20 protein-coding genes are annotated in these 22315 nt (G+C 61.6%); 5 read left to right on the forward strand and 15 right to left on the reverse strand.

Features of this window, described 5'->3' with window-relative positions:
• Nucleotides 1-280 precede the first annotated feature (280 nt).
• The 6 genes from MK6180000_RS09080 to MK6180000_RS09105 form a co-directional block, all read right to left on the reverse strand.
• Nucleotides 281-946 carry a c-type cytochrome gene (locus MK6180000_RS09080; RefSeq protein ID WP_212751890.1) on the reverse strand — a complete coding sequence of 222 codons (666 nt, stop codon included), beginning with the start codon at nt 944-946 and terminating at the stop codon, nt 281-283.
• Nucleotides 933-2315, reverse strand: a complete 1383-nt coding sequence (soxC, locus tag MK6180000_RS09085; protein ID WP_246040473.1) for a sulfite dehydrogenase — start codon at nt 2313-2315, stop codon at nt 933-935. The genes MK6180000_RS09080 and soxC overlap by 14 nt, the downstream gene beginning before the upstream one ends.
• Nucleotides 2316-2512: 197 nt before the next feature.
• Nucleotides 2513-3007, reverse strand: a complete 495-nt coding sequence (locus MK6180000_RS09090; RefSeq protein ID WP_138934434.1) for a hypothetical protein — start codon at nt 3005-3007, stop codon at nt 2513-2515.
• Nucleotides 2994-5159, reverse strand: coding sequence for an efflux RND transporter permease subunit (locus MK6180000_RS09095; RefSeq protein ID WP_246040474.1), 2166 nt, complete (start codon nt 5157-5159; stop codon nt 2994-2996). The genes MK6180000_RS09090 and MK6180000_RS09095 overlap by 14 nt, the downstream gene beginning before the upstream one ends.
• Complete coding sequence (locus MK6180000_RS09100; protein ID WP_342777712.1) at nt 5156-5662, reverse strand: isoprenylcysteine carboxyl methyltransferase family protein; 507 nt, start codon at nt 5660-5662, stop codon at nt 5156-5158. The genes MK6180000_RS09095 and MK6180000_RS09100 overlap by 4 nt, the downstream gene beginning before the upstream one ends.
• Nucleotides 5659-6717: a type III polyketide synthase gene (locus tag MK6180000_RS09105; protein WP_138934435.1), complete on the reverse strand. Its 1059-nt coding sequence runs from the start codon at nt 6715-6717 to the stop codon at nt 5659-5661. The genes MK6180000_RS09100 and MK6180000_RS09105 overlap by 4 nt, the downstream gene beginning before the upstream one ends.
• A 391-nt stretch (nt 6718-7108) precedes the next feature.
• Here MK6180000_RS09105 and MK6180000_RS09110 point away from each other — a divergent pair, with 391 nt between their 5' ends.
• Nucleotides 7109-7984: a PRC-barrel domain-containing protein gene (locus MK6180000_RS09110; RefSeq protein ID WP_138934436.1), complete on the forward strand. Its 876-nt coding sequence runs from the start codon at nt 7109-7111 to the stop codon at nt 7982-7984.
• Nucleotides 7985-8119: 135 nt separating this feature from the next.
• Nucleotides 8120-9778, forward strand: coding sequence for a mechanosensitive ion channel family protein (locus MK6180000_RS09115; protein WP_138934437.1), 1659 nt, complete (start codon nt 8120-8122; stop codon nt 9776-9778).
• Here MK6180000_RS09115 and MK6180000_RS09120 read toward each other — a convergent pair.
• The 8 genes from MK6180000_RS09120 to MK6180000_RS09155 all read right to left on the reverse strand — a co-directional run bounded on the left by MK6180000_RS09120 (nt 9775) and on the right by MK6180000_RS09155 (nt 17805).
• Nucleotides 9775-11562 carry an SLC13 family permease gene (locus MK6180000_RS09120; protein WP_138934438.1) on the reverse strand — a complete coding sequence of 596 codons (1788 nt, stop codon included), beginning with the start codon at nt 11560-11562 and terminating at the stop codon, nt 9775-9777. The two genes, MK6180000_RS09115 and MK6180000_RS09120, sit on opposite strands and share 4 nt — an antisense overlap.
• A gap of 182 nt (nt 11563-11744) precedes the next feature.
• Entirely contained in the window at nt 11745-12671 is a 927-nt protein-coding gene (gene kce / locus MK6180000_RS09125; RefSeq protein WP_138934439.1) for a 3,5-dioxohexanoate:acetyl-CoA acetone transferase, read from the reverse strand.
• Nucleotides 12672-14006 carry an aminotransferase family protein gene (locus MK6180000_RS09130; RefSeq protein WP_138934440.1) on the reverse strand — a complete coding sequence of 445 codons (1335 nt, stop codon included), beginning with the start codon at nt 14004-14006 and terminating at the stop codon, nt 12672-12674.
• Between the two features lie 11 nt (nt 14007-14017).
• Nucleotides 14018-14779, reverse strand: a complete 762-nt coding sequence (locus MK6180000_RS09135) for an amino acid ABC transporter ATP-binding protein (protein ID WP_138934441.1) — start codon at nt 14777-14779, stop codon at nt 14018-14020.
• A gap of 12 nt (nt 14780-14791) precedes the next feature.
• Complete coding sequence (locus tag MK6180000_RS09140; protein WP_138934442.1) at nt 14792-15448, reverse strand: amino acid ABC transporter permease; 657 nt, start codon at nt 15446-15448, stop codon at nt 14792-14794.
• A gap of 30 nt (nt 15449-15478) precedes the next feature.
• A complete protein-coding gene (locus MK6180000_RS09145; RefSeq protein WP_138934443.1) occupies nt 15479-16126 on the reverse strand; it encodes an amino acid ABC transporter permease in 648 nt (215 codons plus the stop codon).
• 34 nt (nt 16127-16160) lie between these two features.
• Entirely contained in the window at nt 16161-17048 is an 888-nt protein-coding gene (locus MK6180000_RS09150) for a creatininase family protein (protein WP_138934444.1), read from the reverse strand.
• Nucleotides 17020-17805 (reverse strand): transporter substrate-binding domain-containing protein, encoded by a 786-nt coding sequence (locus tag MK6180000_RS09155; RefSeq protein WP_138934445.1) that lies wholly within the window; start codon nt 17803-17805, stop codon nt 17020-17022. The genes MK6180000_RS09150 and MK6180000_RS09155 overlap by 29 nt, the downstream gene beginning before the upstream one ends.
• A 159-nt stretch (nt 17806-17964) precedes the next feature.
• Here MK6180000_RS09155 and MK6180000_RS09160 point away from each other — a divergent pair, with 159 nt between their 5' ends.
• Together MK6180000_RS09160 and MK6180000_RS09165 are read left to right on the forward strand one after the other, a co-directional pair.
• Nucleotides 17965-18921 (forward strand): LysR family transcriptional regulator, encoded by a 957-nt coding sequence (locus MK6180000_RS09160; RefSeq protein WP_138934446.1) that lies wholly within the window; start codon nt 17965-17967, stop codon nt 18919-18921.
• A gap of 106 nt (nt 18922-19027) precedes the next feature.
• A complete protein-coding gene (locus MK6180000_RS09165; protein ID WP_138934447.1) occupies nt 19028-19759 on the forward strand; it encodes an SDR family NAD(P)-dependent oxidoreductase in 732 nt (243 codons plus the stop codon).
• On the opposite strand, the gene MK6180000_RS09170 is transcribed toward MK6180000_RS09165, so the two are convergent.
• On the reverse strand, nt 19756-21486 hold the full coding sequence (locus tag MK6180000_RS09170) for a cobalamin-dependent protein (RefSeq protein WP_138934448.1): 1731 nt from the start codon (nt 21484-21486) through the stop codon (nt 19756-19758). The two genes, MK6180000_RS09165 and MK6180000_RS09170, sit on opposite strands and share 4 nt — an antisense overlap.
• A gap of 50 nt (nt 21487-21536) precedes the next feature.
• Here MK6180000_RS09170 and MK6180000_RS09175 point away from each other — a divergent pair, with 50 nt between their 5' ends.
• Nucleotides 21537-22307 (forward strand): pyrroline-5-carboxylate reductase family protein, encoded by a 771-nt coding sequence (locus MK6180000_RS09175; protein ID WP_171054587.1) that lies wholly within the window; start codon nt 21537-21539, stop codon nt 22305-22307.
• Nucleotides 22308-22315 lie beyond the last annotated feature (8 nt).

Here is a 22315-nt window from a genome sequence, read left to right on the forward strand (position 1 = left end):
TTGCATGGGTACACTCAGAAAATTGCGCAGCCTCATCCGGATCACTTGCCCGCGGCGCCGCCTTTACGTGCAATTCATCGACGCGATACTTGTCGGCGGTGTGCGCTTGAAAATAGCGGCATTCCAAGCGGTCGTGACCAGACCCACTCTTCGTTTAAATATCGCGCGCGGACGTTCGCGGGTTGGCCAACCCGGTTTCGCCGATACTATCAGCCAAGCAACAGTTGGATGGTTTGGGCGCCATCCTGCGGGGGCGCCCCCCCCGCAGGATCGGATCTATCTACTCGGCCACGTCGGGACGGGGGTCCGCCACAAAGCCGTCCGCGTTGGGCATCTCGACCTCAGCCATAGACGCGGCATCAAGCATCGTATCCGGCTCGGTGCCGGTAATGCCAGCCTTCCCCAGCACATATGCGCTGATCGCATAGACCTCATCAGTGGTCAGCGAGCCGGGTGCCGTCATAGGCATCGCGCGGTGGGTGTAGTCAAAGAAGGTGCTGGCATATGGCCAGTAGCTCTCGACCGTCTTGACGGGCTTGTCGGTGGCGAGCGTGCCGCGACCGCCGATTAGCTGCGGTGCGCCCAAGTCCGATATCCCCATCATGTCCGATCCGTGGCACGCGGCGCAGATCGTCTCGTAGAGCTCCTCCCCCTCGGCGTAGGTGCCACTTCCTTCGGGCAATCCGCGGCCATCCGGCATCACGTCGATGTCGATTGCTGCGATCTCTTCCTCGGTGGCGGGCTGTCCGACGCCGTAGGCGTTGTCGGCGGGCACAATATCGCCCACGGTTTCGCTGCTGGATTGTGGCACGGTTGCGGGCGCACGCTCGCCCGTCTCCTCCAGCGTTTCTGGCAGCGCGGCGGCGGTGCGGGCAGCATCCTGCGCCAATGCCGGGCTCGCCAGAGCGCCGATAGCGCAGATGAGTGTCAGGTTACGCATGAACATTGGTCACCTCCCCGTCCGGCGCGATGTGCCAGCTTTGGATTGCATTCAGATGGTAGACCGACTTTAGCCCGCGCACCTCCACCAGTTGCTCCAGCGTCGGCTGGATGTATCCGGTCTCGTCCACCGCGCGGCTTTGCAGCACAGCCTCCTCGCCGGTCCAGGTCCATGGCAGGCGAAAGCGTGTGTGGCACTTGTCCAGAACCGGCCCGTCCAGCGCGGCCTCTTGCCATGTTGCGCCGCCGTCGGCGGACACCTCGACTTTCGCGATCTTTCCACGCCCTGACCATGCGATGCCGGTCACCTCGTAAAAGCCAGCGCGCGGCAGTTTCATTGCGCCCGAGGGGAAGGTGATTACCGATTTTGCCTCCATCTCCAGCGTGAATTGCCGCGCCGTACCGTCCGGCATGAGATCGGTATATTTCGACGTCTCCTCCCGCGTCATAAACGGCTTATCACTGACATCAAGGCGGCGAAGCCACTTAATGTGAGTGTTCCCCTCATAACCGGGCAACAGCAGGCGCAAGGGATAGCCCTGCTCGGGGCGCAGCGCCTCGCCGTTCTGGGCATAGGCCACAATTGCGTCGTCCATCGCCTTGTCCAATGGAACCGAGCGGGTCATCACCGCCGCATCCGCCCCTTCGGCAAGGATCCAAGCGGCGCTGTCCTGCACCCCCGCCATTTCCAGCAGGGTCGACAGGCGCACACCGGTCCATTCTGACGTCGAGGTCAGGCCATGCGTGCCCTGCACAGTCTTGAGCGTTGGCTTGGCCCATTCCGTCAGGCCGTTGCCAGAGCACTCGATAAAGTGGATTTTGCTAACCGCAGGCAATCGTTTCAGGTCGTCCATGGTGAAGCGCATAGGCTGGTCAACCATGCCATGCAGGATCAATTCATGCGTCGCGGGGTCAATCGCCGGGATGCCGCCATGGTGCCTCTCAAAGTGCAGGCCTGAGGGCGTCATCATCCCCTGCCCCGAGGCGAGCGGCGTCATCGACCAACTGGAATCGAGGCTGGCAGTTGGATAGCGCCAGCGCACCTCGTTCTCGAATTGCGAACGAGAGCCATAGCCGCCATCGTCGAGTATCAAGCGGCCCTGCTCCTTGGTTGAGTCGGGCTGAACATCATACTCAATCGCACCCGGTGGCGCATCGGCCATCGCGCGGCTGCCAGCAAGCGCGCTACCACCCAAGGCAACACCGCCCATCAATAGGCCGCGCCGTGTGACGCCGTTGAACATGCCATCCTTACAGTCGCATTGTTCATCTTCCACAGCATCCAGCATCCGGTTTTCAATATCGACCATGCTTTCGGCCATGCGCCGTTCAGCGGGGCCATAGATAGATGCGGGGAATCGTTCGGAATCAGACATTTTCACCTCCCTTATAGTTGCGCAGCGCCAATACCTTACGCGCCGGTCGGGACAGGGTTCCGCAAAATTTGAGTAGGCCAGCCTTAGAACCCGTCGCCCATCCGCTTGATTGCGTCCGGATAAGCCGCCCGACCTTAGCACAAAATCGCCGTCTTCCGTACGGTGATTTCAGATCAGTGAGCCGCCTCTGGCGCGCTTCAGCGAGTAAATTCGATTTTCGACATGTCGGCGCGGTCATCGCGGGTGACCGCATGAAATGATAACGCGCCGCCCGCTGCATGCCATGTCACGATCTGCGATAGGTCCCTGCCCGTTCCCGGCTCTTTTGCGCGGAAGGTGAAGTAGACGGCGTCGCCTTGGGTCTGGCCAGAAATTTGCGTGCGGCCCGGGCCATCTGGATTGCTCCAAAAGCCGCGCACGCGTCCGGCGTCCCCCTCGATCAACGCGCCGCCGATTGTCAGCCGCTTGCCCGGCACGGCGCATTGCCCGTCAACTTCCAGACGGCGGGCGACAGCGTTGTAGGTATTGTTCAGACGGCAGCGCACAGCCTCTTTGGCGCCGCCCGGCGTCTGGCGCGCCCACCCTGATCCGGTCCATGCCCCCGCCATATCCGGCAGCGGATCTGCGAGCGCAGGCAATGTTGCGGCAGCCGCGACTGCGGCCAGAAGGGCGGTCAGGCTAGGATTCATCACGCGGCACTCCGAGGCAAAGCATGGCAGGTAGTAGAACGAGATCAGCCAGTAGCGCGATCCCGAGGCTGAGGATCAGCATGATCCCGAACAGTTGCACGGGCAAGAAGATGCTGAACGCCGTCACCGCCAGTCCAGCCGTCAAAAGAAGCGTGGTCAGCACCATCACCCCGCCCGCAGAATTGAGCGCCGCGCGGGCCGCCGCATCGCGCGCATGGCCAGCTGCACGCGCGTGACGAAAACGGCTGAGATAGTGAACGGTGTCATCGACCGCGACGCCGAATGCGATTGTCAGCGCCAGAACTGCGGGCGGGGTCAGATGTCCTTGCGCCAGCACATGCAATGACGCGCCAACGCACAGCACCGGGAGAAGGTTGACCACTAAAACCGTTGGAAACAATCGTAACGACCGAAACACGGCTGCAACCAGGCCCGCGCCCAGTGCGGCGGCCAGCAACAGCCCAAGTGACAACTGGCGGATAAGCGTTACGGATTCGTGCCGCATTATCGCAGGCAGCCCGATGACCCGCGCGGCGCCGGCATCCAAGGCTGCCTGCTCTGTTCGGTCGAACGCAGCAAGTGCGCCCGCGCTGCGCATCGGCTCGGGCATGGCGACGGCAAAGCGGAGCGTGCCAGTGCCGGGATCGCGCAGGCGCTGAGTGATGGACGCGGGTAGCTGTGCCAACCTATCGCGCGTCGGCGCGGCGTCAGGTGCGCCCAACCAACTGGCAATGGCGACCTCTGACAGCACTTGGGCATTGTCGGACGCCGTCTGGACCGCGCGAACAGCGCTGCTGAGCGCGGCCCAATCCGTGCCGTCCGGCATTTCAACCCACGCCTGGAACACACCGCCGAAATCTGCGGCAATACGGTCATTGGCCGCGCTCAGATCACTGCCCGCAGGCAGGTTTTCATATAGAGGAAACCACGCTTTCGTCGTGGCAAAGCCGCCAGCAGCGAGGATCAGCGCGGCAATCCCTACCGCCACAACGGCGCGCGGCGCGCGCAATGCCGCGCCCCCGGCAGCGGCAGCGATCCGGCCCCAGCGGATGCCAATCGCGCGGTGCGGCGGGGCCAGCGCATGTGCCAGCACAGCAAAGCCCAGCAACAGGATCACAAGCGTCGCGGTGACGCCCAGTGCGCCCAGAATGGCAAACTCGATCAATGGCGCGTTGGGCGCTGTCATGATCGCGCCAAATGCCAGCGCGGTGGTTGCCGCAGTCAGCACGCTGGCAGGGCCGACGGTGCGCAGCGTAGATGCGATACGGCTGCGCAAATCACCATCCGCCCCGGCCAGATGCACGGTTAGATGCAGCCCGTTCGCCACGCCCAGCACCAGCATCAGCACCGGGATCACATTGTTCAGCACCGTGACCGGATAGCCCAGCCACGCGGCCAGCCCCAGTGTCGCCACTGCGCCCAGTATGCCCGGCACCACCGCGATGATCGTTAGCCGGACATCACGGATCAGCACGAGCGCGGCGAGCACGGTCAGCGCCGCACCGATAAGGTTCAGCCGCAGCAGATCGTCGGCCAGCGCCTCTGCGATGACGATGTTGATCACTTCCTCGCCGGTGAGGACCGTGTGCAGACCTTGGGCGTCCAGCGCCGCCCCCATTTGCAAAATATCCGGCAGCGTCTGGGCTAGCGGGCGCTGACTAGTATCAACAGCGGCGATGATCAGCAGCGAGCGCTGCGTCAGTAGCGTCCCCAAACCACTGCCGAGTTCATCAAACGCGGCCATTCGCGCCGCAATATCGACGCCATCCAGATCAGCGGGAATGACGGGAGCGTCGGGATAATCGGGGTGATTTGGCGGAAACCTCAGCGCGAAGGGCGACGATACTGCGGCAACGCCGGGCACAAATTCCAGATCCAGCGCTGCATTGCGCGCCGCTGTGAGGCCAGATTGCCCCAGCAGGCTATCTGACTCGACAAGGATAGCGACATCACTAATTGTCGTGCCGGTTTGCGCCTCAAATGCGCGCTGTGCCTTGCTCAGCGCGCTGTCGGACATAAACACCCGGTTCATGTCGCTGTCGAACCGCAAATTCTGTATCGGTGCAACAGAGGCGATCATGACGGCCGCCAAGATCGCGGCGCAGGCCCATGGCCGGAGCAGCAGCGCCACCGCTGCGTCCCAAATCGGCGTCACCTGCGGGCGCCCGCACCAGCAGGTCGAAGGGCGCGCTCCTCAGCGCGGATGCGGATGGCAAGGACGGCAGCGTTTAGCACGCTAAATATCAGCGCGACCCACCAAAGGCCCAGAACGAGCGGTGCAATGGCGATCTCGGCCACGACCAGCACATAGTTAGGATGGCGCAGCCAGCGATACGGCCCGCCCACCACAAGAGGCGTGTCGGTGATTATAATGCGCGTCGTCCAGCGCCCGCCCAGCGTCGCCAGTATCCAGATGCGCAGCCCCTGAAGCAGGACGAACAGCGCCAGCCAGAACAGATGCACCGGCTGGTCATAGCCAAAAAAGACGAGGCTCAGGATCCAGCCCGTGTGCATGGCGACGATCACCGGATAATGCCCCGGCGCAATTTCGCGTGCGCCGCCCGCCATCAGGCGCGCGGTGTTGCGCCGTGCGATGACCAACTCGGACAGGCGCTGCACGACCAGAAACGCAAGGAAGAGCGCCGCCCCCGTCATCATGCCGCCGCCGCCACATGAAACGGCAGGAACGCCGCCGAAAATCCGGGGCCAAGCGCCGTCGCCATCATCTGGCCGCTGGCGCCTGACCGCAACACCCGCTCCATCACGAAAAGGACGGTGGGCGCCGACATGTTGCCGGCCGCGCGCAACACCTCGCGTTCAGCGTCCAATGTGCCGCCTTCCAGTTCCATCGCCTCCTCAATGGCCAAGACGACCTTGGCACCGCCGGGGTGGCAAACGAAACGCGCGATATCCTCGCGTGTCAGACCCGACCGCGCGAGCGCACCATCAATCGCGTCCGCCATGTTATCGAGTATGAAGGCAGGGATCGACCGGTCGAAGACCACGCCAAGGCCGACATCGTCGACATCCCATCCCATGATATCCAGCGTGTCCGGCCAAGTTATCTGCGTGCCGCCCGCCAGCGTGATCTGGCGGCCCTCCGGCGCGACGCCGCTGAGGCAGGCCGCCGCCGCACCATCGCCAAAAAGGACGGTGGCGATAATATCAGCCTTTTGCAGGCGATCGGCGCGAAACCACAGAGTGCAGGTCTCAACCACGACCAGCAGCACTTTATCTTCGGGGCGCGCCGCCGACAGCGCCTGCGCCAATGACAGGCCCGACACGCCCCCCGCGCAGCCAAGGCCAAAGACCGGCACGCGGCGCGCATCGCTGCGAAATCCCATATCCTTCATCGCGAGCGCCTCTAGCGTCGGTGTGGCGATGCCCGTGGACGATACCGTAACGATGCAATCCACCTCGTCCGCATTCCATGCCGCCTGCGCCAGCGCCTTACCGGCCGCATCAATGAACAGTGCAGTCGCGCCTGCCAGATACGCATCATTGCGCGAGCGCCAGCCGTGATCACCTTCGAACCATTCAATCGGCACGACCGAATGGCGCTGGTCAATGCCTGCGCTTGCGAACGTCGTCAGCAAACGCTGGAACTGCGGATACTTCGGCCCGAGAAGCTCGTGAGCTTTGGCCTGAACCGCATCTTGGCTCAGAATGTATGGCGGAAGGGCTGTCGAAATCGCGTGAAGGTACACGGACACTAAAAAATACTCCTGAACGGTATGCGATCAAACGCGATCGCAGATTGGTATCGTAGCGTCGAAGTCATCGGCGACAAGTTGTCAGCAGCAATGGCAGGAAAGCTAGCCGACGAAAAATTAAGTCAAGCGGCCGTAAATTATTAGATTGTCGAGAATAACTCGCGGACGCTCTACTTCCTATTTGCGTAGATGCATCTGCAGCAGATCGGCTCCGGGTGCGTGCCAAAATCTCAACCCGGGAGCCATGGGTGGCGCAACACAAAACCTCCCAAATAGTTCCGCCATTTTCATAAAAAAAAAGCTGCAAGAAAATGATCCACTTCCGGAACCAAAAAAGATGTTGGCCGTTATGCTGCCACAACAAACGATTGAAACAGCTGGAGAATGTAATATGAAACGTCTTTTGAGCACAACCGCACTTGTCATCGCAATGACCGGCGGCGTCCACGCACAGAGCGCTGAGACAGGCTTTGCCCAAGTCGAAATGCAGCAGGGTGATTTCTATGCGTCCAATTTGATTGGCATGCGCATCTATAATGCCGAAAACCGCATGGAAGCAGACGCGACAATCGCCGATGGCGGCGAAGCTGAGTGGGACGACATTGGCGAGATCAATGACATCATCGTGACCGCAGACGGCAATGTAAGCGCTGTTATCTTGGGCGTTGGTGGCTTCCTCGGACTGGGCGAGCGTGACGTTGCTGTTGCGATGAGCGACATCCAAATCGTTCGCGAAGAGGGCGACAGCAATGATCGCTTCCTCGTCGTCTCAACCTCCAAAGAGGCGCTGGAGCAATTGCCTGCATTTGAGCGTAACGATGACATGGTCGCCGATGGCGATATGAAGACAGACGCCGACATTGCCGCCGACGGCGACATGAAAGTCGAAAAGACCGAAGCAGAAATGGCTGCCAATGATGGCGTCCAGCGCGAAATGCTGCCGCGTCCAACCGTCGAGCGTGAAGGTTATGCCGAAGCTGATATGGCGGCCGTACGCCAGATGACGTCCGAAGATCTGGAAGGTGCCGTAGTCTATGGCGCGAATGACGAAAACGTCGGCGAAATCGACTCGCTGATCATTGGCGACGATGGCACAATCAATGAAGTTGTCATCAACGTCGGTGGCTTCTTGGGTCTGGGCGAAAAGCCTGTCGCCGTCACATTTGACGAACTGCAGATCCTGCAGGAAACAGACGGCGACGACCTGCGCATCTACATCGACAGCACAGAAGAGCGCCTGGAGGCACAGCCTGAATTCGAAGGTTGATCCTCTATCACTATCTTGCGATCAAGGCCCATCCAATCGGATGGGCCTTTTTCATTTGGTAGCCCCAAACCGCTCTTGCGGCGTATCGCCTCGCCCCCCCGGCGCACGCCACTCTCGCAGAAAAAGGACTTGATCATGCCCCGCCTAAACCCCGGCCTAATCTTGCAAACGCTCCTTTTAATCTTGGCCACCGGAACGGCCCTGCCCGCGCAAGAGGAAAACCAGAGTTGGTATGAGGCGGAGGTGTCAATTCTGCGGCCCGACGAGTCCGGCACCGCCGTGCAGCGCCGCACCCCGCGCGAAGCGGTCCGCAACTTTGTCCAACTGGCCGAAGCGGGTGAATTCGCGGATGCCGCGTTATACCTGAACCTCGCCGATCTGCCTGAGGCAGACCGCGCTGTGGACGGCAAGAGACTGGCGCGGCAGTTGGCATTGGTTATCGAGCGGCAGCTCTGGATTGACTGGGCGGGTCTGTCGGCGCGCCCCGATGCGATGATTGAAACCGGCACATCGCAGAACGCGCTAGCCGGCCGCGCGCGCCGGGATATCGGCCTGAAACTGATCGAGGTGGACGGGCAGGCCTACGAAATCCGGCTGGCGCGTTACAAGGCGGATGGCATCGCTCCAGTCTGGATGTTTACGCCCCAGACGGTGCAGAATATCCCCCTTCTCTATGAGGCGTTCGGTCCGCGCCGGTTTGAATCCTACATTCCGAACAGCTTAAAACAGCCCATAGGCGGCCTGCGTATGTGGGAATGGGTAATGCTACCCGTCATGCTAATCGCTCTTCTGGGGCTTGGCTGGGCGGTCTATAGCGGCACCCGGTGGGCCAGTGGCAAGCTGCGACAGACGCTAATGCGCCAAGCACTTGAACGCTCGCGCATTCCCCTCAGCATGGTCGCCGTCGCGATCGCCGCGCAATTTATGCTGTCGCTGGGGATATCGTTTTCGGGACCCGCTACGACCATCCTGCGGCCATTCTTACTGGTCGTGATGGTCGCGGGGCTAGGCCTGACCGCGCTCAAGATCGTAGACGCCGTACTGGACCGCATCACCGTCAGCGTGATCGGCGAGATTGACGATACGCGCAGTCTGGACGAGCGCGAGTTATACACGTCGATCTATGCGGTCCGGCGGATCATCGTGCTGCTCATGGTGGGTGTCGCGATCATGGTAGTTCTCTTGCGGCTCAATCTTTTCGGCTCGCTGGGCATGTCGCTGCTGGCATCGGCGGGCGTGTTGACCGTGCTCCTCGGCATCGCGGGTCAGGCGGTTTTGGGCAACATCATGTCATCCCTTCAGATCGCGCTGGCCAAGCCTATCCGCATTGGTGACAGTATCCTCTTTGAGGGTGATTGGGCCTATGTAGAGAGCATATTTTATACCTTCCTGCGCCTGCGCACATGGGACGAGAGGCGCATCATCGTGCCGGTCAAGTACTTCGTATCTCAACCGTTTGAGAACTGGTCCGTGACAGACGCGCGCATTCTCAAGACGATCACCGTGTTTCTGGATCACGCCGCCGATATGGACAAGCTGCGGGACGTGTTCTTTGACCTGGCCAAGAAAGACAAAGGCGTGATCCAGCACGAACATCTCTTTGCCGCCGTCACCGCCCACGATGAGAACGGCCAAGAGCTGTCGTTCTATGCAATGAGCCCCGATCCCTCGACCGCGTGGGAAACTTCTATGCGCCTGCGCGAGGCGATGCTGGCCCATATCCGCGATGCACATCCCGACTGGTGGCCAAAGGAAAGGCTGAAACTGACCCGCACCGCGCGCGAAACCGCTTAACCGGCCAGCGGGAAAAAGACCGATATGGCAAGGATCGACGCGATGCCGACGATGATATTCATCGGCACGCCGACCTTCAGGAAGTCGGAAAATCGGTACGCCCCCGCGCCGTAAACCAACGTATTGGTCTGGTAGCCGATGGGCGTGGCAAAGCTGGCCGATGCACCCATCATCACCGCCACGACAAAGCCGCGCGGGTCCAGACCGAGCGATGTAGCAAGCGCGATGGCGATGGGCGTCAGGATCACGGCGACCGCATTGTTCGTGACAAGCTCGGTCAGGACCGACGCCAGCGCATAGACCGCCGCCAGCGCCAGCAGCGGTGGTAGCCCATCCAGATAGGGCGCGATTACAGCGACAACCGCCTCAATCGCGCCCGATGCCTGAAGGCCAAGCGCGATGATCAGCATGGAAAAAATGAGGATCAGGATCGTCGGGTCGATGGACGACCACGCCTCGTCATTGTCGATACAGCGCATCACGAGGATGCCCGCGACGGCGATCAACGCAAGGATGCCGATGGGTAGCACATTGAATGCCGCCAGCGCCACGACTGCCAGCACGGCAAGGATCGCAATGGGCGCCTGCCGGCGTCTGTAGGGCCGCCCCGACGGGCCTGCGACAGACACTAGATTGCCGCTCCGCGACAGCGCCTCAATCGCCTCGGGCGTACCTTCAACCAGTAGGCGGTCTGCGGGCTTCAGCCGCGTGCTGGGCAGATCGGCGCCCGCGATATGGCGGTGCCGATTGACCGCGACGACGCGCGCGCCATAGCGCTGGCCAAGTCCCAACTGCGACACCGGCACGCCGGTCAGGCCGCGCGAGGGCGCGACAATAGCCTCGGCCAGAACCTTGGGCGCGGTGCTTTGCACTGCGAGCTCGCGCGCGGCGCCGACACGCAAACCGATCTCGCCATGCAAGGTTAGAACCTCGGACATAGTCGTCATCAGGATCAATGCGTCGCCCTTCTTTAGCTCGATCTCGTCCAAATCAGAGCGCAGGATGCGCCCGCCCCGGCGCAGACCGGTGAGGCGTACGTGCGGCCGGTTCAGGTCGGCCACGTCGATGATCCGCTGGCCGATAAAGGCCGCGCCCTCCAGCAGGGTCACCTCGGTCAGAAAATCGGGCTGCGGCGCCTTGGCCGCACCTGCGTCGCTGCGCGACGGCAGCAGATGACGCCCGATCAGCAACAGATAACCAAGGCCGGCCGCCGCCGCGACCAGACCCACTGGTGCAATCTCAAATATACCGAACGGCTTTAGCCCCGCCTCGCGCGCGACACCGTCGACCAGCAGGTTCGTCGATGTTCCGATCAGCGTACAGGCACCGCCCAGAATGGCGGCATAGGACAGCGGGATCAGCATCTTGGTCGGGGCGATATCCATCGCACCGGCCAGCCGGATCACGATGGGGATCAGCACCAGCACCAAGGGCGTGTTGTTGACAAACGCCGAGCCCAGCAGCGCCACACCAAAGAACCCGGCAATGCCAACCAGCGGCGACGTGCGCGCCCGCGCGATGACAGTGTCGGCAAGCGCATCCAGCACGCCAGTCCGGACCAGCGCGCCCGACAGTACGAACATCGCCGCAATGGTGATGGGCGCCGAGTTGGAGAACACGGCCATCACATCGCCCGTCGGCGCCAGGCCGAGGATGATGAATACAGCGGCCCCGGTGGCCGCGGTCACTTCGGGCGGGTACCATTCTGCGGCAAAGGCGCAAAACAACAGAAGCACTAGAAAAAGTGAGATGGCCGCGTCATACTCAGCAATCCATGTAAGCATCTGGCGGGCGCTCCGGCGATTTCAGGGAATGCGATTCTCGGCTTGGGTAAACCGCCCTGCCGTATCGCAGGTTCCGCACTAAGCGCCAGAATTGTCAATAATCTTTGAATTGGATCAGGTGCTTCGGGAGCCACATTCCAGCTGTCGCGCATCTAGGACTGGCGGGGCAAATAGCTGCCCCGTCAAATCGCAGTCGCGTCGCCCCCCTTGAGGTGCAGCATCGCCCGCGCCTCGGAGGGGGTGGCGACCGTGCGCCCCAGATCTTCAACGATGCGGCGGATTTTGGTCACCTGCTCCGCGTTTGTCTTGGCCAGCGTCCCGCGCGAGATCATCAACGAATCCTCTAGCCCGACGCGCACATGACCGCCCAGAATTGCAGACATTGTGATCAGCGGCATCTGGTGGCGGCCCGCTGCCAGCACCGAAAACGTGTAGGTATCGCCAAACAGCTTGTCGGCGATCGACTTCATATGTGTCAGGTTTTCGGGGTCAGGCCCGATACCGCCCAGCACACCAAAGACGAACTGGATAAATAGCGGCGCGTTGACCAGCCCCCGGTCCACGAAATGCTTGAGCATGTAAAGATGGCCGACCTCATAGCACTCAAACTCGAACCGCGCGCCGCGCTTTGTGCCCATTTCGGTCATGACATGCGCCATATCACGCGGCGTATTTTTAAAGATCAGATCGTCAGAGTTTTCGAGAAACGGTTGTTCCCAATCGTATTTCCATTCAGTGATCTTCTCTGCTGCCGGGTAGAGCGCGAAGTTCATACTGCCCATATTGAGCGAGCACATCTCAGGCTCGGCTTGCAGAGGCGCGGCCAGACGCTGTTCCAGCGTCATGGTGGCGCTGCCGCCGGTCGTAAGGTTTAGCACCGCGTCGCAGTTTTGCTTGATGCGCGGCAGGAAGGCATTGAAATGCTCAGGGGCCGCCGACGGCCTGCCGTCCTTGGGATCGCGCGCGTGCAGGTGCAGGATCGCAGCCCCCGCCTCGGCGGCGGCAATGGAATGTTCGGTAATGTCGTCCGCCGTGATCGGCAGGTAGGGCGACATCGACGGCGTGTGGATGGAGCCGGTGATGGCGCAGGTGATGATGATTTTCGACATCTATTCGGCCGCCATTTTAGGTATTTCCGTCATAAACTGAGCCAGAGAGCGATCCAGCAAGTCTGTCATCTCGTCCAGCTGCGCCTCGGTTACGATCATGGGCGGGCAAACGAGGAAGTGATCGCCTGACGTGCCGCCGCGGGTGCGGCGCGAGTAAATGATCAGACCATTTTCATAAGCGATATCGACAAGGCGGGAATGGGCGTTCAGCGCTGTCGGCAGCGGCTGCTTTGTGCCGCGATCCGCCATCAACTCAAACGCCGTCAACAGACCCTTGCCGCGCACGTCGCCGATCAGCGGATAGCGCTGCATCAGCCCGTTCAGGCGCGTTGCCAGCGCGTCGCCCATGCGGGCCGCATTGGCGACCATATCCTGGCGCGAAATCTCGTCCAGAACTGCACTACCTGCGGCGCAGGCCAATGGATTGCCCGCATAGGTAAACCCATGGATAAAGCCGCCGCCGTCCATCACAGCATCGACCATGTCATCGCGCGCAATCATCGCGCCAAGGGGGGCATAACCCGCCCCAAATCCCTTGCTGAGGCAAATCAAGTCGGGCGCGGTGTCCCAATGCTCGGCGCCGAAAAACGCGCCGGTGCGCCCGCCGCCTGTCATCACCTCGTCATGGATCAGCAAAACGCCGTATTCGGTACAAATCTCGCGGACGCGCTGCATGTAGCCCGCAGGCGGCACCAGCGCGCCAGTAGACGCGCCGCCGACAGGCTCCACGATAAAGGCCATGACGGTTTCCGGCCCCTCGTCGAGGATCTTTTGTTCCAGCATGTTTGCGTAGTGCAGGCCTGTCGCGGTATCGTCCGGGTCCAGCCCGTCAAGGTAGGCGCGCGGCGCCGGGATCTTGGGCATCCGCTGCATCATGGGATCGAACGGCGCGGTCATGGTCGACATTCCGGTGATCGCCAGAGCGCCCAACGTGCAACCATGATAACTGGGAAAGCGCGAAATAACCTTGAACCGCTGCGCCTGCCCTTGGGTCAGCACATATTGGCGCGCCAGTTTCAGCGTGCTTTCCACCGCCTCGGACCCGCCAGACACAAAGAACACCTTGTTCAGATGCTCTGGCGTCAGTGCGACGATTTTCTCTGCCAACTCCTCTGACGCCTCGGTCTGGAAATGCAGGCGATAGCCGAAGGTCGACTTCTCCATCTGCGCGCGCATCGCGTCCAGCACGGCGGGGTTCGAGTGGCCGATATTGGACACCATCGCACCGCTCGATCCGTCGATGTAGCGTTTGCCATGTACGTCGTACATGTAGATGCCGTCCGCCCGGTCCAGCACCGGCCTAGGCGATTTTGTCTGATAAAAGAGGTTCGACATTTGGCAGGCCTTTAGCGGCTAAGATGCTTGCGCAAGAAGTTCTTGGTGCGCTCTTCCTTGGGGTTTTTGAATATCACGTCGGGCGGCCCTTCTTCGACCACCACGCCCTGATCCATAAAGAGCACGCGGTCGCAAACGCTGGCCGCGAAATCCATCTCATGCGTGACGATGATCATGGTCATATGCTCCTCGGCGAGCTTTTTCATCACGAGGTTGACCTCCTCAACCAGCTCGGGGTCCAGCGCAGATGTGGCCTCGTCAAACAGCATAACCTTGGGCTTCATTGCCAGTGCGCGGGCGATCGCGACGCGCTGTTTCTGGCCGCCCGACAGGCGCGATGGGAAAACATCGATCTTTTCCGACAGGCCAACATGCGCCAGTTGTTCCTCGGCGAGTTTATTTGCCTCGGCGGTCGACATGCCCTTTAGCATCTTGGGCGCCAGCGTGATGTTGTCGCGCACGTTCAGATGCGGAAAGAGGTTAAAGTGCTGGAACACCATGCCGATGTCCTGTCGCACCTGATTGACATGCTTTTCATACTTGCGATGCGGCAGTTTCTTGTTGATCTGCACGCCCTCCAGCCAGACCTCGCCGGACGTTAGTGGGTCTAGCTCATTTATCGCGCGCAGCAGCGTGGATTTGCCCGATCCAGAGGGGCCGATGATAGCCACGATCTGGCCGCGCTCGACGGTCAGGTTGATGTCTTTGAGAACCTCCAGCGAGCCAAAGCTTTTGGCGGCGTGGCGGATATCGACGAAGGGGGTGTCGGACATGGCGTGTACTCCTTAGCGCGAGGCCGCGATGCGGCGCTCAAGGCGGCGCAATCCAGCCTCGAGGCACAGGTTGATGACGTAATAGCAGGCGGCGGCGGCGATATAGAATTCGAATGGGCGATAGGTGCGGCTGATCGCCTGCTGTGCGGCCAGCGTCAGCTCGGCCACGCCAATGACCGACACCAGCGCGCTATCCTTAAGGAGCGCGATCATGTTGTTGCCCATGGGCGGGATCACAGCGCGCACCGCCTGCGGGATCACGATGCGGCGCAGCGTCTGGCCCCGCGACAGGCCCAGCGTGCGCGCACCCTCGTACTGGCCCTTGTCGACCGACAGGATCGACGCCTGTATCAGCTCGGAATTATAGACCGCAAAGTGCAGGCCAAGGCCGATGACGCCAGCGATAAACGCCGGCAGGTCGATGCCAATCTCGATCAGGCCGAAATAGATGAGAAAGAGTTGCAGCAGCAGCGGCGTGCCCATGAAGAGCCACGCAAAAAGGCGAAACGGCAGCCGGATCACCCAATGGCCATAAAGCGCAATGACCGCAAACACGATGCCGCCAAAGAAGCTAAGCAGACCCGCGCCGATTGTGATGGCAACGGTCCAGCCCATGCCCAGCAAAAGCACGCCGAAATAGTCGGGGACGACGGTGAAATCAAGACCCATGACGGCCTCCTATCTGGTGGATGCGCGCGCTCATACGATCTGCGCCCGGCGGTCGAGCCACTTGATGCCCATCCCAACCGCGTAGATGATGATCATGTAAAGGATGCCCGCCAGCAGGAACATCTCGAACGGCTTGTACGTCGATCCGATGAAGCGCTGCGCGGTATATGTCAGCTCAATCACCGAAATGGGCGCGACCAGCGCCGTGCCCTTGATCAGCGCGTTAATGTTCACGCCAAGGGGGCGGATCATCATGCGCGCGGCCTGCGGCAGGATCACCTTGCGCATGGTCTGAGCGCGGCTCATCCCCAATGTGCGCGATGCCTCGGTCTGGCCTTTGTCGACAGATATAATGGCGCCGCGGATCGTTTCGGTCATGTAGGCGCCGATATTGACCCCCAGCGCAATAGTGCCGGCCGTAAAGCTGTCCAGATTGATGCCGATCTGAGGACCGCCAAAATAGAGGATAAAGATTTGGATCAGCGCGGGCGTGCCGCGAAACAGGCTGACATAGGTCGCCGCCACCCAGCGCACCGGCGCCAGCCGCGACAGACGTGCCATCGCACCCAGCGTGCCGCACGCAAGGCCCAGAATGCAGGTCAGCACCGATAGTTGCACCGTGACGTATGCCGCCTCGATGAAGAACGGGTAAACGCGCAGCATCAGGTCGAAATCCAAGGGCGGTCTCCTTGTGGCAGGGGGGCGGATGCCCTCAGTGGTGGTCGGTGCGCTCTAGTATCGGCAGCGCACGAATTTCGCGGATGAGGGCGGTCGTCTCTTCGATAGCCGCCTTCAGAAACTTCTCGCCATTCTCAGGCGTGGCAACGGTGGGATCGCCCATAGTGCCGTCGGGCGATACTTCGGACCACCAGCGCATCAGCATCGCGCCGCCGCCCTTGCCCGCCAGATCTAGGTTAAAGAACTTTGATTTCGGGTCATGGATATTTTGCGTCGCGGCCTTGGCCAAGTCCACCCGCTCGGGGTGCAGATGCATATACATCGCCGCCTCGAATTCGCCCGCATGAGCGATCCCGCCCAATTCAGAGCTGCGGATCTCATTTATCCGGTCACTCATCAGGTTCCAGTACGAGGCCGACACACAGATGATGCCCGTCTCGATCACCGTCTTGCGCGCGGCCAGATCCAGAACCGGATGGTTCGAGCCGTGCGAGTTCAGCAATAGGATGCGGCGAAAGCCGTGATGCGCCAGCGATTTGGTCACATCGGTGACAAAGGCGATCAGCGTTTCGGGCTGTATCCAGATGACGCCGGGAAAATCCTTGTGATGCTCGTTAAAGCCATAGGGGATCGGCGGCATGACAAAAACTTCGTCTGGCGCGGCCTTTGCCACCCCTTCGGCCACTGCCATGCCCAGCACGGTATCGGTGTCCAGCGGCATGTGCGGGCCATGATCCTCGGTCGCGGATACGGACAGGACAACGACGCGGTCCTTGTCGGCATCGCGCACGTCCTCCCAAGTCAAATGTCCGTATGTCGTTGTCACGCGCCCTGCCCCCAAAGTTGTGTCAGGCCCGCCGGTTGATCCGGCGGGCCTGCCTGTTTCGTGGCAATTAGCGGATGTCGCCGCCGACCCACTCATTCGCGATTTCCATGTAGGTGCCGTCCTCCATCATGGAATCCAGCGCCGCTTTCATGGCGGCGGCCAACTCTGGGTTGTTCTCGCGGATCGCAATCCCGGCACCGACGGGCTCGGCTGACGGGTCTTTGATCTCGGCCAGGTCATACTGGCCGCTCTTCATGGCGAGGATCACAGGGATCGAATCGTTCACGATCGCATCGACCCGGCCATTGGTCAGTTCCAGCAGCAGCTCGGGCAGGCCTTTGTAAGTTTTGAGGGTGTAGCCCTGATCGCGCGCCCACTGCTCATGCGTCTCGCCCAAAGTCACACCGACAACGGCGTCATCCAGTTGCTCGACCGTCGTAATAGGGGAGCCTGCGACGGTAAAGATCGCGCGGCTGGTGGTGTAATACGGGCCAACGAAATCAATAACCTTGTCACGCTCTTCGGTGATCGACATGGAGCCGACGACAGCGTCATATTTATTGGCGATCAGGCCGCCGATGATGCCGTCCCAGGCTGTGGTAACGATCTCGGTTTCAAGGCCCATACGCTTGGCAATCTCGGTGCCGATCGCGGGGTCAAAGCCGACAACTTCGTTCTGCTCGTTGACAAAGTTGAAGGGCGGGTATTGCCCAGTCATCGCAATCTTCAGAACGCCGCGCTCCTTGATGCCTTCTAGCTCATCAGCGGCGGCAGGGCCTGCGATGAGGGCAACGGCTGCCAGCGCCGTGGCACCCAGGAACGTACGGCGGATCATGCTTGTCGATTTGGTCATGTTTTGGTTTCTCCCTTGTTTATGTCGTTCCGGACTGCGTGGGAGGGATGCGGCGTCGCGCACAAAACCCGCCCCAGCGGCCCAGTTCATCGAAATGTTTGCATGGCAGCCAATCATCGTGCAAATAAATAAATGAAATTCTCAGGATTGATGAAATCTATGACCCTTCCCTACGCGCAGCGCTTTGCCTGGAATCTGGATTGGAACCTCCTGCGCACGTTCATGGTGCTGGTGGACGAGGGCGGGATCACGCCCGCCGCCACTTTTCTGGGCTTGAAACAGCCCACCATTTCATCGGCGCTAAAACGGCTTGAGGCGCAGGTCGGCCAGCGCCTGATTAACCGCTCGTCCACGCATTTCAGCGTGACACCCTTGGGCGACGTGCTGTACCGCGAGGCTTGCACTATTTTCGGCACGGTCATGCAGTTGCCCACACTGCTGGACGCGGCGGAGGACAAGGTGACTGGGCATGTCGCCATCGCCCTGGCCAGCCACGTCGCCAGCCGCCACCTCGACGCCGTGCTGGAGCGGTTCAATGCCGCGCACCCTGATGTGACCTACAGTCTGTCTATCGCCGAAAGCGAGGAGGTCATCGGGCGCGTTGCGCATAATCGCGTGTCATTTGGCGTCTGCTTGGTGACGCATCCCGCTGCCGCGCTGGACTACCGGGTGCTCTACCGCGAGTACTTTGGTCATTACTGTGGTCCGGGCCATCACCTTTTTGGCAAGGCGGGGCTAAAGCTGCGGGACTTGCGAGGCGAACAGGCAGTGTCGTTTCAGACAGACAGCGCCACTGGGCCATTGTTTGAGTTGGCACGCCTGCGCCAGAAGGCTGAAATGCGCCCCGATTTGAAGGGGATATCCTCTAGCCTATCGGAGGTGCGGCGCCTGATTATGACCAACGTGGGCATCGGCGCCCTACCCGTCCACGTCGCTGCGTCCGATGTTGCGGCGGGTCGCCTTTGGCAATTACCGCCCAAGACCGATTTGCCCGCCATCGACATTCACATGGTGTCCAATCCCGCCCGCACGCTAAATCGGGCAGAGGCAGCTCTGACCGATATGTTAATTACCGAAATTGCCGAGGTTCCGCTTAGTCAACGGTCGTACTCGTAATCGCTACTTTCAGGCCCGGTGCCCGCCGCCGTTGACACTGCGCGCGCCGGGCCTACACCATTGTTCCAGCGCTGCACGTCGCAGGCACCGATCCGAAGGATCCCAGATGACCAACAAAACCCTCCTGCTGACTGGCGCTAGCCGGGGTATCGGCCACGCAACAGTCAAAGCGTTTCAGGCTGCGGGCTGGCGGGTGCTGACCGTATCGCGCACCGCCTTTGACACGCGTTGCCCGTGGCATGCGGGCGCGACCGACCATTTTCAGGGCGACCTGTCCGTCGCCAGTGCGCGCGCCGATCTGGTCGCCCGCGTGCGCGAGACGCTTGGCGAGGGCGGGCTGGGTGCGATCGTAAACAACGCCGGGATTTCGCCCAAGGGGACCGGCGGCGCGCGGCTGGGCATTGCTGGCACGGATGACGAGACGTGGCACCACGTCATGGGCGTCAACCTGATCGGCCCCGCCGCCCTGATGCGCGATCTGCTACCCGAGTTGGAGACGGCCAAGGGCTGCGTCGTGAATGTCGGCTCCATCGTCGGCAGCCGCGTGCATCCGTTCGCTGGCGCGGCTTATGCCTGCTCCAAGGCCGCCTTGGCAGCGCTAACCCGGGAGGCGGCAGGCGAGTTCGGACCGCGCGGCATCCGCACCAATATGGTGACCCCCGGCGAGATTGAGACCGAGATCCTGTCGCCCGGAACTGAGGAAATTACCCGCACGATACCCCTGCGCCGCCTTGGCCAGTCAGAGGAGGTCGCGCGCGTCGTTCTTTTCCTTTGTTCCGGTCAGGCATCCTACATCAACGGTGCCTCCATCGACGTCAACGGCGGGCAGCACGTCTAGGGCTTTAGCACGGCTAGCATATCATCCAGACCCGCGCAGGGATGCGCGCCCGTTTCGCGGATCTGCGCGCTCACGTCCACCGGCAGGCTAGAGTTGCTGTCCTGCGGTATCTCGTTCAGTTTACCGCCCATCAGGACAGGAATATCAGCGCCCCGCGCCGCCAGTTCGGCCACCAGCCTGCGCGCATAGCCCAGCCCAATACCGTTATAGGTGCTGACGGCGATAGCGTCTGCGCCCGCCTCCAGCGCGCGGGCAACCATTATCTCGGCGTCGATGGCGACGCCCGCCTCGATCACCGATGCGCCCAGTCCCTCAAGCGCGCAGCGTACCAGATAAGCGCCGTGTTCGTGCACATCTGTTGTACCTAGCGCGACGCGCCGATGCGTTAGCTGCGCCCCTTCTTGGCGCTGCACCCAAGCGCCGGCCATATCGTCCAGTTCCTCCGCCCAGTCGGCAGCGACAAGCGGCGCGCGGCGCGCACCCTCCAGCGGCCCTGCGCCCCACAATGCCTCCATCCGGCGCGCGCCCAGCCTGCGGATCGCGAGCATCAGCGCAGCAGGATCGGCAGTATCGACGCCCCGCTCGGCCAGACCTTTGAGCGCTGCCTCGGCAAAGGCGCGCCCCCCCGTGATTAGCCGATCTGCCATCTGCTCAATCAGCGCGTTGTCGCGCGCAGCGGCATGGCCAGCCGCATGATCAGCCAGCCTCGCCGCAAACAGCTGTGCATCTAGGATCTCATCCACATCCGGGATACGCACGTTTTCAGTCACCGGAACGGGATTAACGGCGTGGCCAGAGTGGTGTTGATGTAATGCCTCAAGATCGGCCAGCAAGTAGCTGGCAAGACTTGCATAGTTCGGCGCCGCCCCTCCCTGATATGCAACAGTATTTCCAAAGATCATCGTGCCGGGCGTATCCGTTTCGCGCGCCAATGCGGCCTGAAACGCCGCCCGCGTCAGCGGCGCTGAGAAGTGGTGCCCAAAGCAAAATGAAGCAGACGCGCCAATCAGGTCCTCGACGATATGCTTTTCGATCAGCGCCATACCAAAGGCCGACGTCATGTCCAAAAAAAGCCCGGCGAACCCATCATCCAGATTGGAATGTACCAGTATTTCGGCCTCCTGCGCAGCGATCAGGCCCAGTGCGCGCAACGTCGCCTCGGTCGTCGCTACGTCGTCGTCCCAATATGGCAGGCGAAAGGTAAAATACTGCCCCAGATTGCCAATTGCCGTCGCCCCGGCGGCAATGGCCGCGCGGGTATTTTCCAGCGCGCCGGGCAACCCCAACATGAAGTCGCCGAAATGCGCGGCAGCGGGGCTGGCTGCTGTGATCCGGGCAAAATCCTCTGGCCCGGTCAGCACGATACCGGTGCCGCGTGCGGCCCCCTCGCGGCGATCCTGCGGGTAGCCCATTGTCCAGTCCAGCGTCACGCCAAAGCGGTCGATGCCCACGCCTTTTTCCTCTGCGCGCGCGTGCAACTCGCCCATCGCTTCCACCGTCCGGTCAATGCTTCGAAATCCGATATGCGCGTGCTGCATCATGCGCGCATCGCGCATCGCGCGGCGCTTGTACTCGGCCTCGGACGCGACGCCTTCGGTCTCTAAAAACAACGACCGCCCTAGCCGCCAATCTTGCGCCATGCGCCGCCCTTCGGCCAGCAGCACATGGCCCGGCGCCATCGCAGGATCAGTCAGAACCGCCTCGCCAATGTTCCACGTCTCGCTCATCACGGCTGCCCCTTGCCCTCAGGCCCATCTGTGCAACTATGGCTCAAACTATGGCGCATCGCGAAGGGAATTACATGAAGCTGGGCATTATCGGCGTGGGGCATCTGGCCGTCTCTATCCTTCAGGGGCTGCTGCGCGCGGGCCATGCTCCGGGTGGTATAATGCTGTCCCCGCGCGGCAAGGGGCCGCAGATGGCGCATGATCATGGTTTTGCGCTGGCCGAGGGCAATGTGCAAATCGTGCAGGACTGCGATGCAATCCTCGTCGCTGTGCGCCCCCATAATGCCACAGAGGCCGTGCGCAGCCTGCCATGGCGCGGCGGCCAGATCATGCTGAGCGCGTGTGCAGGCGTGTCGCTGGCAGATTTCGACGTAGGCGAGGCACGCAAGATGCGCATCATGCCGATCACCGCGGCCAAGCTGGGCGCCAGCCCAACGCTGGTCTATCCGGACCTGCCTGAGGCGCGCCCACTGCTTGAGGCGATCGGAGCCCCCGTACCGCTGCGCAGCGAGGCCGAATTTGAGGCAGCGACCGTGTCTGCGGCGATGTATGGCTGGGCGCAGGCACTGATCCGCACTGGCGCGGACTGGACGGCGGCCCAAGGGATGGACGCAGATCAGGCGCGCCAACTGGTCGCGCGCACCTTTACCGCCGCAGGCCGGATGATCGCCCAGGAGGACGCCCCCATGGATGACATCCTCGCCAGCCTTTGCACCCCCGGCGGCATCACGCGCGCCGGCCTCGACCATCTGGAGGCACAAGGCGCGCCCGCCGCATGGGAGGGCGCGTGCGATCTGGTTCTCGCGCGGCTCAAGGGCTAACGACGCCA

Source organism: Roseovarius arcticus (assembly GCF_006125015.1).
GTDB lineage: Bacteria > Pseudomonadota > Alphaproteobacteria > Rhodobacterales > Rhodobacteraceae > Roseovarius > Roseovarius arcticus.

What these genes read in the sequence shown, in the direction of transcription:
- soxC (WP_246040473.1), bottom strand. Translation starts at nt 2,315, where the DNA reads ATGTCTGATTCCGAACGATTCCCCGCATCTATCTATGGCCCCGCTGAA.
- MK6180000_RS09135 (WP_138934441.1), bottom strand. Translation starts at nt 14,779, where the DNA reads ATGTCCGACACCCCCTTCGTCGATATCCGCCACGCCGCCAAAAGCTTT.
- MK6180000_RS09175 (WP_171054587.1), top strand. Translation starts at nt 21,537, where the DNA reads ATGGCGCATCGCGAAGGGAATTACATGAAGCTGGGCATTATCGGCGTG.
- kce (WP_138934439.1), bottom strand. Translation starts at nt 12,671, where the DNA reads ATGTCGAAAATCATCATCACCTGCGCCATCACCGGCTCCATCCACACG.
- MK6180000_RS09100 (WP_342777712.1), bottom strand. Translation starts at nt 5,662, where the DNA reads ATGATGACGGGGGCGGCGCTCTTCCTTGCGTTTCTGGTCGTGCAGCGC.
- MK6180000_RS09120 (WP_138934438.1), bottom strand. Translation starts at nt 11,562, where the DNA reads ATGCTTACATGGATTGCTGAGTATGACGCGGCCATCTCACTTTTTCTA.
- MK6180000_RS09155 (WP_138934445.1), bottom strand. Translation starts at nt 17,805, where the DNA reads ATGACCAAATCGACAAGCATGATCCGCCGTACGTTCCTGGGTGCCACG.
- MK6180000_RS09140 (WP_138934442.1), bottom strand. Translation starts at nt 15,448, where the DNA reads ATGGGTCTTGATTTCACCGTCGTCCCCGACTATTTCGGCGTGCTTTTG.
- MK6180000_RS09160 (WP_138934446.1), top strand. Translation starts at nt 17,965, where the DNA reads ATGACCCTTCCCTACGCGCAGCGCTTTGCCTGGAATCTGGATTGGAAC.
- MK6180000_RS09080 (WP_212751890.1), bottom strand. Translation starts at nt 946, where the DNA reads ATGTTCATGCGTAACCTGACACTCATCTGCGCTATCGGCGCTCTGGCG.
- MK6180000_RS09165 (WP_138934447.1), top strand. Translation starts at nt 19,028, where the DNA reads ATGACCAACAAAACCCTCCTGCTGACTGGCGCTAGCCGGGGTATCGGC.
- MK6180000_RS09115 (WP_138934437.1), top strand. Translation starts at nt 8,120, where the DNA reads ATGCCCCGCCTAAACCCCGGCCTAATCTTGCAAACGCTCCTTTTAATC.
- MK6180000_RS09110 (WP_138934436.1), top strand. Translation starts at nt 7,109, where the DNA reads ATGAAACGTCTTTTGAGCACAACCGCACTTGTCATCGCAATGACCGGC.
- MK6180000_RS09170 (WP_138934448.1), bottom strand. Translation starts at nt 21,486, where the DNA reads ATGAGCGAGACGTGGAACATTGGCGAGGCGGTTCTGACTGATCCTGCG.
- MK6180000_RS09130 (WP_138934440.1), bottom strand. Translation starts at nt 14,006, where the DNA reads ATGTCGAACCTCTTTTATCAGACAAAATCGCCTAGGCCGGTGCTGGAC.
- MK6180000_RS09150 (WP_138934444.1), bottom strand. Translation starts at nt 17,048, where the DNA reads ATGAGTGGGTCGGCGGCGACATCCGCTAATTGCCACGAAACAGGCAGG.